This window comes from Cohnella baijiui, from assembly GCF_020731285.1.
In the GTDB taxonomy this organism is placed as follows: Bacteria; Bacillota; Bacilli; order Paenibacillales; family Paenibacillaceae; genus Cohnella.
This window is the reverse complement of the sequence record NZ_JAJFOW010000049.1, coordinates 35,197-45,235: the sequence shown is the minus strand read 5'-3', so window position 1 is coordinate 45,235 and position 10,039 is coordinate 35,197. Positions and strand designations below refer to the sequence as shown.

9 protein-coding genes are annotated in these 10,039 nt (G+C 62.7%); all 9 read left to right on the top strand.

Features of this window, described 5'->3' with window-relative positions:
* Positions 1 to 244: 244 nt before the first annotated feature.
* The 9 genes from hisA (at position 245) to LKX83_RS28215 (ending at position 10,034) form a co-directional block, all read left to right on the top strand.
* The gene (gene hisA / locus LKX83_RS28255) at positions 245 to 982 is read left to right on the top strand and encodes a 1-(5-phosphoribosyl)-5-[(5-phosphoribosylamino)methylideneamino]imidazole-4-carboxamide isomerase (protein ID WP_227886188.1); all 738 of its coding nucleotides are present in this window, start codon (positions 245 to 247) and stop codon (positions 980 to 982) included.
* Positions 983 to 1,081: 99 nt separating this feature from the next.
* Positions 1,082 to 1,840, top strand: a complete 759-nt coding sequence (gene hisF, locus LKX83_RS28250) for an imidazole glycerol phosphate synthase subunit HisF (RefSeq protein WP_227886187.1) — start codon at positions 1,082 to 1,084, stop codon at positions 1,838 to 1,840.
* On the top strand, positions 1,837 to 2,496 hold the full coding sequence (gene hisIE, locus LKX83_RS28245) for a bifunctional phosphoribosyl-AMP cyclohydrolase/phosphoribosyl-ATP diphosphatase HisIE (RefSeq protein WP_227886186.1): 660 nt from the start codon (positions 1,837 to 1,839) through the stop codon (positions 2,494 to 2,496). The genes hisF and hisIE overlap by 4 nt, the downstream gene beginning before the upstream one ends.
* A 184-nt stretch (positions 2,497 to 2,680) precedes the next feature.
* On the top strand, positions 2,681 to 3,631 hold the full coding sequence (locus tag LKX83_RS28240) for a ribose-phosphate diphosphokinase (protein ID WP_227886185.1): 951 nt from the start codon (positions 2,681 to 2,683) through the stop codon (positions 3,629 to 3,631).
* 435 nt (positions 3,632 to 4,066) lie between these two features.
* Positions 4,067 to 5,809: a tetratricopeptide repeat protein gene (locus tag LKX83_RS28235; RefSeq protein WP_227886184.1), complete on the top strand. Its 1,743-nt coding sequence runs from the start codon at positions 4,067 to 4,069 to the stop codon at positions 5,807 to 5,809.
* A 67-nt stretch (positions 5,810 to 5,876) separates the two neighbouring features.
* Entirely contained in the window at positions 5,877 to 6,833 is a 957-nt protein-coding gene (gene trxB / locus LKX83_RS28230) for a thioredoxin-disulfide reductase (RefSeq protein ID WP_227886183.1), read from the top strand.
* Positions 6,834 to 6,971: 138 nt separating this feature from the next.
* Entirely contained in the window at positions 6,972 to 7,928 is a 957-nt protein-coding gene (locus LKX83_RS28225; RefSeq protein ID WP_227886182.1) for an ROK family glucokinase, read from the top strand.
* A 227-nt stretch (positions 7,929 to 8,155) separates the two neighbouring features.
* Positions 8,156 to 9,043, top strand: coding sequence for an RNase adapter RapZ (rapZ, locus tag LKX83_RS28220; protein ID WP_227886181.1), 888 nt, complete (start codon positions 8,156 to 8,158; stop codon positions 9,041 to 9,043).
* A complete protein-coding gene (locus LKX83_RS28215; RefSeq protein ID WP_227886180.1) occupies positions 9,036 to 10,034 on the top strand; it encodes a gluconeogenesis factor YvcK family protein in 999 nt (332 codons plus the stop codon). The genes rapZ and LKX83_RS28215 overlap by 8 nt, the downstream gene beginning before the upstream one ends.
* Positions 10,035 to 10,039: the final 5 nt, after the last annotated feature.

The following is a 10,039-nucleotide window of genomic DNA, read 5'->3' as shown; positions in this document are numbered from 1 at the left end:
TATTACCAGCAGCGGGTTGCGTAAAAGTTGTGTCCACTTTCTTGACTTAGGTACAGGCGCACGCCATCTGACAGCTGTAGCGATACTTATTGCCGTTAAAGACGACGGCGGAACGCTAAACGGCCCTGGCCAATCCCGACCGCCCCAGCCGCCGCCTCACCAGCCGCCTCGCCATCAGCGCCTTGTCCGATTCCCGCGCGCGAGGGCGCGAAAGCCATTTTACGTCATTCGGAGGGACCCAGACATGTCCAAGTTCATTATCTATCCCGCGATCGACATTCGCGGCGGCAAAGCCGTCCGTCTGGTCCAGGGCGATTATAACCAGGAAACGGTATACAACGAAGATCCGGTCGCCGCGGCGCGCGACTGGGAGGCGCAAGGCGGCCAGTGGGTGCACCTCGTCGACCTGGACGGCGCCAAGGCGGGGCACCCCGTCAACGACGCGCTGATCGGCCGGATCGCGGCCGCGGTTCAGGTGCCGGTGCAGGTCGGCGGCGGCCTGCGCACCGAAGCCGACGTAGAGCGCTTGCTCGGGCTCGGCGTCTCCCGCGTCATCCTGGGCACGGCCGCGATCGAGGATCGCGCGTTCGTGTCCAAGGTGCTTGCCAAGCACGGCAACAAGGTCGCGATCGGCCTTGACGCCCGCGACGGCTACGTCGCCACGCGCGGCTGGCTGGAGACGTCCGCGGTGAAGGCCGAGGATCTCGCGGTCGAGCTGGCGCAAGAAGGCGCCGAGACGTTTATCTTCACCGACATCTCCCGGGACGGCATGATGAGCGGCCCGAACGTCGAAGCGATCGTGCGGCTGGCGCAGGTGTCGGGCCGCACCGTCATCGCTTCGGGCGGCGTCAGCAAGCCGGAGGACCTGGCAAACCTGGCGCAGCATGCGGATGCGGGCGTCGGCGGAGCGATCGTCGGCAAAGCGCTTTATACGGGCAGCATTCATCTGTCCGATGCGGTCCGCCGGTACTCGCAAGCGTAAGCGGACGGAACAGTACCGGACGAAACGGAACCGAATTCGGCGCGCTACGGCCTTTTGGCTGCCGGCGCGCCATCCTGCCATAGAGAGGGGCCAACGCCCATGCTAGCCAAACGGATCATTCCATGCCTGGACGTGAAGGACGGCCGGGTCGTGAAGGGCGTCAACTTCGTCAACCTGCGGGACGCCGGAGACCCGGTCGAGCTTGCGGCGATCTACGACCGCGAAGGCGCGGACGAGCTCGTCTTCCTGGACATCTCCGCCTCGGTGGAGGGCCGGGCCACGATGGTCGACGTCGTCCGCCGGACCGCCGGCGAGATCACGATCCCGTTCACCGTCGGCGGCGGCATCTCCGCGGTCGAGGATATGAAGCGCCTGCTGCGGGCCGGCGCGGACAAGATCGGGATCAACACCGCGGCCATCAAAAATCCGGACCTGATCGCGGACGGTTCCCGCACGTTCGGCGCGCAGTGCATCGTCGTCGCGATCGACGCGAAATATAACGCCGAATGGGGCGAGTGGGAAGTGTACACCCACGGCGGCCGCAATCCTACCGGTATCAAGGCGCTCGAATGGGCTCGGGAAGCGGCGCGCCGCGGCGCGGGCGAAATTCTGCTCACGAGCATGGACGCCGACGGCACGAAGGACGGCTTCGACCTCCCGCTCACGCGCGCGGTGTCGGAGCGGGTAGGCATCCCCGTGATCGCCTCCGGCGGCGCGGGCAATGCCGGCCATTTCGCGGACGTGTTCGCGGATGCGCAGGCGGACGCGGGACTCGCGGCCAGTATTTTCCACTATAAGGAAGTCGCGATCCGGGAAGTCAAAGAAACGCTTCGGAAACAAGGGGTGAACGTGCGATGACGCCATCGCTAGCCGATCAAATCAAATGGGACGAGAACGGTCTCGTGCCGGTCGTCGTCCAGGATGCGGGCAGCAAGGACGTGCTGATGCTCGCCTATATGAACCGCGAATCGCTGCAGCGCACGCTGGAGACGGGAGAAACCGTATTTTGGAGCCGCTCCCGCGGGGAGCTGTGGCACAAGGGCGCCACCTCCGGCCACACGCAGCCGATCGTCTCGCTCCGCTACGACTGCGACGGCGACACGCTGCTCGCGCTCGTCAAGCAAAATGGAGCGGCCTGCCACACTGGAGCCTACACTTGCTTTTATCGCGATGCCGACGGAGAGCTGCCGGAAGAGCGCCGGTCCGCGCCGGACCGGTTCGCCGCGCTGTCGGGCCTCGAGACGACGATCGCCCAGCGCTACGCGGAACGCCCGGAAGGCGCTTATACGACGTACCTGTTTGAGAAGGGGCTCGACAAAATTCTCAAAAAAGTCGGCGAAGAGACCGCGGAGGTCATCATCGGCGCCAAAAACCACGACAACGTCGAGACGCGCAGCGAGGCGGCGGATCTCATTTTCCACTTGATGGTACTGCTGAAGCAGCAGGGCATCCCGTTCGACGAGGTGCTGCAGGAGCTCGAGTTCCGCCATCGCAAGCCGGTCAAAAAGGACTAAGCGCCGCTTCGGCCGGGAGATTGTGAGACGTTGGCGCGAAATGTCGGATTTTCGCAACAAAGAGGCCTTTGTTTGCCCTAGAATAAGGCAAGATCGGTTTTGGCGAACGATAGGATCTCATGTATAATAATAGGGAAGATAGATTCGCGGTTCGCCTTACTCGACCGAACCTTTGGAGGGGCACATGTACAGCAGCAAGCTTCGTATTTTTTCCGGATCATCGAACCCGGTGTTGGCCGAGAAGATAGCCGATCAACTCGGTTTGCCGCTCGGCAAGATTAAGCTTTCGCGCTTCAAGAGCGGCGAAGTTTACGTTCACTATGAGGAGACGATCCGTAACTGCGACGTGTTCCTCGTGCAATCCCTGTCTCACCCGATCAACGACTTTTTCGTAGAATTGCTCGTGATGATCGACGCCGCCAAGCGGGCTTCCGCGCGGACGATCAACATCGTGCTTCCCTATTACGGCTACGCGCGCCAAGAGCGCAAAGCGGCCCCGCGGGAACCGATCTCCGCGAAGATGGTAGCCGACGTCCTCACGACGGTGGGCGCCTCGCGGATCATTACGATCGACCTGCATGCCCCCGCCATCCAAGGCTTTTTCAACATTCCGGTCGACCACCTCACGGCGCTCGATCTGATCAGCGACTACCTGCGGGCGAAGAACATCGCGAACCCGGTCATCGTTTCGCCGGACGCGGGACGCGCTTCCACGGCGGAAAAGCTGGCGAACCAGCTCGACTCCCCGTTTGCGATCATGATCAAGAAACGCCCCGCGCACAACGAGTCGGTCATCACCCACGTCATCGGCGAAGTCGAAGGCTACACGCCGATCATCATCGAGGACATGATCGACACCGGCACGACGATCGTGAACGTGGTCGAAGGGCTGAAGGAGCGCGGCGCCCACGACGTGTTCGTCTGCGCGACGCATCCGCTGTTCTCCGGCAACGCCCTGCAGAAGCTCGATCACCCGAACATCCGGGAAGTCGTCGTTACCGACACGATCCTGCTGCCGGACGACCGATCCGATCGGTTCAAGGTGCTCTCCGTGGCGCCGATGCTGTCCGAAGCGACGAAGATCATCATGGAAGGCGGCTCGATCAGCACGCTGTTCAAGACCGCCGGCGTCTAACGCCCCGATATCCGATATCCAGCACGAGACGGAGAAAGGATCTCCCCTTCCGCGGCAGCGGACGCGGGCGATCCTTTTCTTTCGCTCCGGGGCTAGCGGGCGCGAAGGCAGGAGACTCTCCCATCATTACGCGGTTTAATGGCGCGGGATGCTGTGTTATAATCGGATTGACGAAAAGCCGGCGGCGGGCCGGCCATCGCCGCGCCGGACGAAGCGGGATGCGCGGGCGAGTACATACGCATGGACGACCCAGAGGGCCTGCGTTCGAGCGGGCGAATACACGCGCGCTATGGGCGGCGTGGCGAACGGTGCAGGACGGATGGCCGACCAGGTCGGGATTCTCCGGCGGACGATGGACAAACGAACGATCGGGTTTTCCGATCGAAGAATGGGAATGAACGGATTGAAACGAACTACCGGGGAGGTGCCTTGCCGATGAATCAGCGGAAGCGCGCGGTCGCGAAAAACCGTCGCCCGAAAGTGATTCCGTTCTCTTTGGACGCGACTTTTTTCTTTGAGCGGGCGGTGCAATCGCTGGACCGGTTCCACTACGACAAGGCGCTGAAGTATTTCCGCCGGGCGGTCGAGTACGAGCCGGACAATCCGGTGAACCACTGCAACATGGCCGGCATCCTGTCGGAGATGGGGCGCTACGAGGAGTCGAACGTCATTCTCCGCGCGGTGCTCGATCAGATCGATCCCGCCATGACGGAGTGCTACTACTACCTGGCGAACAACTACGCCAACATGGAACTGTACGAAGCGGCCGAGGAATCGCTCGTCCGTTACCTAGAGACGGACGCGGAGGGCCAGTTCCTCGATGAAGCGGATGAGCTGCTTGACCTGCTGAATTACGAACTGAACCGCCCGACCAAGCTGTCGACGATCAAGTCCAAGGAAAACCTGTACGCCCACGACAAGGCGCGGGAACTGCTGGAAGCCGGACGCTTTGCCGAGGCGGTACGCATCCTCGAGGATATCATCGCGCGTCAGCCGGATTTCCTCGCCGCCCGCAACAATCTGGGCCTTGCCTACTATTATATGGGCTTGTTCGACAAGTCCGTGCAGACGATCGGGGAGGTGCTGACGGCCGAGCCCGGCAATTTGCATGCGTTGTGCAATCTGGCGATCTTCTATCAGCACGCGAATCAGCGGACCGAGCTGGATGCGCTGGTCGCCCTGCTGAAGAAGACGGTCCCGATCCATCCCGAGCACGTCTTCAAGCTGGCGACGACACTCGGCATTATCGGCGATCACCGCGAAGCTTACCGGCATTTCCGCAGGCTGCTGCGCACCGGCGAGCTGGCGGGCGAGCCAAGCCTGCATCACTTCGCGGCGGTGGCGGCCTCGAACATCGGCCGCCTGGACGACGCCGAGCGGCACTGGCTGCAGGCCAAGCGGCTCGACGCCTCGCCCGCGGTGCCTGATTTCTATCTGCGCAAATTGGCCAAGGTAAGAGAGGGCGAAGAGGCGCCTCCCGCGCAGTATCATTACCACTTGCCGTTTGACGAGCAGTTCCGAGAATGGGAGAAGCGGCCCGAGCTGGTCTCCTCCACGCTCAAGAAGGATCCGCTGATCCGCTCGTCGTTCTTCTGGGCGCTCCGCCACGGCGACCGGCGCACGAAGATGCAGGTCATCCAGGCGCTCGGGCTTGTCGCCGACGAAGAGGTGATCGAGGCGCTGAAGGCGTTCCTCGTCGACCCGGAGGAGGGAGACGAGCTGAAGCGGGTCGCCGTGCTGGTGCTGCGTTCGATCGGCGTGGAGGACGCGCTGAAGGTCATGTTCGGCGGCCGGACGGTCACCCTGGAGGCCCGCCGCCGCTCCGCGCGCCTGCCGGTCTGGGACAGCGCTTGGCAGGGCATTCTCGAGCAGGCGATGGCCCAGATGGCCGAACGCTACGACGTCGTCCAGCAGCATGACATGATGACGCTGTGGGTCGACTACCTGTCGCGCGTCTACCCGGACGTGCCCAAGCTTCACAACGCCTCGGGCTGGGCCGCCGCGCTGGAATACTGGACAGCCAAGATGCACCGCAAGACGGTGACCTACGCCGATCTGGTGAACCGGTACGGCGCTTCTCAGGCGACGATCAGCCGCTATGCGAATCGGATCGACGAAGCTTGCGGCATTCGGGAGAAGCTAAAGCTAACGAACCGTTCATTTCTGGAACAAGGCTAGCGTTTGTTGCGGAACGACGGTTCAACTGTTAAAATTATTATTACAGTTGGCCGAGGAGGAAAATGAGATGTCATCTTACAAAAGTATCGTAATCGGAACAGGACCTGCGGGCCTCACGGCCGCCATCTATCTGGCGCGCGCGAATCTGAAGCCGCTCGTCATCGAAGGCCCGGAGCCGGGCGGACAGCTGACGACGACGACGGAGGTCGAGAACTTTCCGGGCTTCCCTGAAGGCATTATGGGTCCCGAGCTGATGACGAACATGCGCAAGCAGGCAGAGCGCTTCGGCGCCGAATTCCGCACCGGCTGGATCAATTCGGTCGATATGTCGAAGCGGCCGTTCACGTTGAACCTGGAAGGCGGAGAGACGCTTACGTCGCAGACGCTGATCATTTCCACCGGCGCTTCGGCGAAGTACCTGGGCATTCCCGGCGAGAAAGACAATGTCGGACGCGGCGTCAGCACCTGCGCGACCTGCGACGGCTTTTTCTTCCGCGGCAAGAAGATCATCGTCGTGGGCGGGGGCGACTCCGCGATGGAGGAAGCGAACTTCCTGACGCGCTTCGCATCGGAGCTGACGCTGGTTCATCGCCGCGACGAGCTGCGCGCCTCGAAGATCATGCAGGACCGCGCGCGGGACAACGAGAAGATCAGCTGGGGGCTGAACCGCACGCCGCTGGAAGTCGTGGCGGGCGACATGGGCGTCACCGGGCTGAAGGTGCGCAACAACGAGACCGGCGAAGAGGAAGTCATCGAGACGAACGGCGTGTTCATCGCGATCGGCCATACGCCGAACACGAAGTTCCTCGGCGGCCAGGTCGAGACGGACGAGCATGGCTACATCGTAACGAAGCCGAACTCCACCGAGACGAACGTCCCCGGCGTCTTCGCCTGCGGCGACGTGCAGGACACGAAATATCGCCAGGCGATCACCGCCGCGGGCAGCGGCTGCATGGCCGCGCTCGATTGCGAGAAGTTCCTCGAAGGTTCGATGGTGCACGACTGGAGCCAGACGCTCGGCTAAGGGCGCCTAAGCGCGTCCGCCGGTACGTTTGCCCGTTCGACGAGTCCGGTTCGGCTTTTGGCGCGCCGTCCTCCCCGGGAGGGCGGCGACGGCCGATTCTTTTCTGCAGTTCAATACGATCATGAGGTGTCGACCACTATGTCTCAATCGCTTTACGTAGGCGTCGATTTGGGCGGAACCGCCATCAAAGTCGGCTTGTGCAATGACAAGGGAGAGCTGCTGCGGACGTTCGAAGGTCCGACTGAAACGGATCAAGGCACGGAGAGGATCATGAGCAACATCGCGGCTTACGTGAACGAGCTCGTTCCTCCCGGTACGCCCGAGTGGGGGAACGTCAAGGGCGTCGGCATCGGCATCGCCGGCTTCCTCGACATTCCGAACGGCATCATCGACTTCTCCGCGAACCTGCCTCCGCTGCGGAACGTGCCCGTGCGGCAGATCATGGAGGAGAAGCTCGCCAAGCCGATCAAGATCAACAACGACGCCAACGTAGCCGCGTTGGGCGAAGTATGGGGCGGCGCCGGCAAAGGCGTCCAGAACTGCGTATGCTACACGCTGGGCACCGGCGTCGGGGGCGGTCTCATCGTGAACGGCCGCCTGATCGAGGGCTTCAGCGGCATGGCCGGGGAGCTTGGCCATATGTCGATCGTGCCCGATCTCGAAGCGATCCAGTGCGGCTGCGGCCAGATGGGCTGTCTCGAGACGGTCTCGTCGGCGACGGGGATCATCCGGATGGGCAAGGACGCCGTCGAACGCGGGGACCGGACGTCGCTGTCGCTCATCGAGACGCCGCTCACGGCGAAGGACGTCATCGACGCCGCAAAGGCGGGCGACGAGGTCGCGCAGCGCATTGTGAGCCGCGCGGCGTTTTACCTGGGCAAGTCGATGGCGGCCGTGGCGGTGATCATCAACCCGCAGCGCTTCATCATCGGCGGCGGGGTGAGCAAGGCCGGCGAGTATCTGTTCGAGCAGATCCGAGAGGTGTTCCGCAAGTATTCGACGGAGTCGGCGCAGAAGAACGTGGACATCGTCGCCGCCGAGCTCGGCAACAATGCCGGCGTCGTCGGGGCGGCGGGCCTGTTCTTGTACGCTTGACCTACAGACGATTGGCGCCTGCTTCGCCCGTACCGGCGGGCAGGCGCCTCTCTTGATCGGGGCTGCCGGGCAGGGAAGCCCCGGCGGGCGCCGCGCCTTCGGCTGCGTTCCTGTCCCGATCGCTTCGGCCCAGACGACTTCACCGCCGCTTACGGCGGGCGAAGCCGTTTTTGCTTCATCCGTTCACAGTCGTGCTGCCGCGTTTGCAAGAGGAAGGGGAGAGGGAGATGGAAACGTTAACCAAACCGACGCTGGTGATCATTACGGGCATGTCGGGAGCGGGCAAGACGATCGCCGTCCAGAGCATGGAGGATCTCGGCTTTTTTTGCGTCGACAATCTGCCGCCCGTGCTGATCCCGAAATTCGCCGAGCTGATCGATCAATCGCAGGGCCGCATCGGCAAAGTGGCGCTCGTCATCGACCTGCGGGGACGGGAGTTTTTCACCGCGCTGTCCGAATCGTTGAGCTACATTCGCGAGCACTACACGATCCACTACGAAATCCTGTTCCTGGACGCCACCGACTCGGTGCTTGTCCAGCGCTACAAGGAGAGCCGCAGGCGCCATCCGCTCGCTTCGGACGGCATGCCGCTCGAGGGCATCCATTCCGAGCGCAAGCTGCTCGAAGACCTGAAGGGCTGGGCCACGCAGGTGATCGACACGAGCAGCCTGAAGCCTGCGCAGCTCAAGGACAAAATCGTCTCGCGCTTCACGAACTTGGACCGCAACAAAATTTCCATCAACGTCACTTCCTTCGGCTTCAAATACGGCGTACCGATCGACGCGGATCTGATCTTCGACGTGCGCTTCCTGCCGAATCCGCACTATGTCGACACGCTGCGGCCCAAGACCGGACAGGACAGCGAAGTGTACGACTACGTCATGAAGTGGCCGGAGACCCAGACGTTTCTGTCGAAGCTGCTCGATATGCTGCAATATCTCATTCCGCTGTACCACAAGGAAGGCAAAAGCCAGGTGGTCATCGGCATCGGCTGCACGGGCGGCAAGCACCGCTCCGTCGCCATCGGCGAATACCTCGGCCGGATGCTCAGTGCCGGCGAGACCGAATCCGTACGCGTGAGCCATCGGGACGCGGATCGAGACAGGCATGGTTAAGACGACGCCCGGCTCCGCGCCGACGATGCGTCGTCCCCGGATCGTCGTCATGGGCGGCGGGACCGGGCTGTCGGTCATGCTCCGCGGCTTGAAGCAAAAGCCGCTCGATATTACCGCAATCGTAACTGTGGCGGACGACGGCGGCAGCTCCGGCATCCTCCGTCAGGAGCTGCAGATGCCGCCGCCCGGGGACATCCGCAACGTGCTCACCGCACTCGCGGACGCAGAACCGCTGCTCGCGGATATGCTGTCCTACCGTTTCCAAAACGGGAGCGGATTGGCCGGACACAGCCTGGGCAATCTGATACTGGCGGCGATGACCGATATTTCCGGCGACTTCGTGACCGGCATCCGCGAACTGAGCCGCGTGCTGGCCGTCCGAGGCCGCGTGCTGCCTGCCGCCAATCAGGCGATCGTCCTGAAGGCGGAGATGGCGGACGGCACGATCGTCGTCGGCGAATCCCAGATCCCGAAGGCGGGCTTGGCGATCAAGCGGGTGTTTCTCGAGCCTGCCCAAGTCGAACCGCTGGACGAAGCGGTCGAAGCGATCCGCGAGGCCGACGCGATCCTGATCGGCCCCGGCAGCTTGTATACGAGCATCATCCCGAACCTGCTCGTGCCGAAGCTGGCGGAGGCGATCGTGAACGCGGATGCCGTCAAGCTGTTCGTGTGCAACGTCATGACCCAGCCGGGCGAGACGGACAATTACTCGGTCAGCGATCATCTGGATGCGATCCACGCTCACGTCGGCCACCATCTGTTCGACTACGTTATCGTGAACGACGGGGAGATTCCGCCCCAGGTACACAGCATGTACGCCGAACAAGGCTCCACGGCGGTTCAGCTGGACCTCGAGGAGGTCGAGCGGCGCGGGTACAAGGTGATCGCGGACCGGCTCGTGCTGTTTCGAACCTACCTGCGTCACGACGCGGCGAAGCTAAGCGGACACATCTACCAGCTGGTGGAAGACTGGATGTTGCGAAAGGGGTGAGTGAC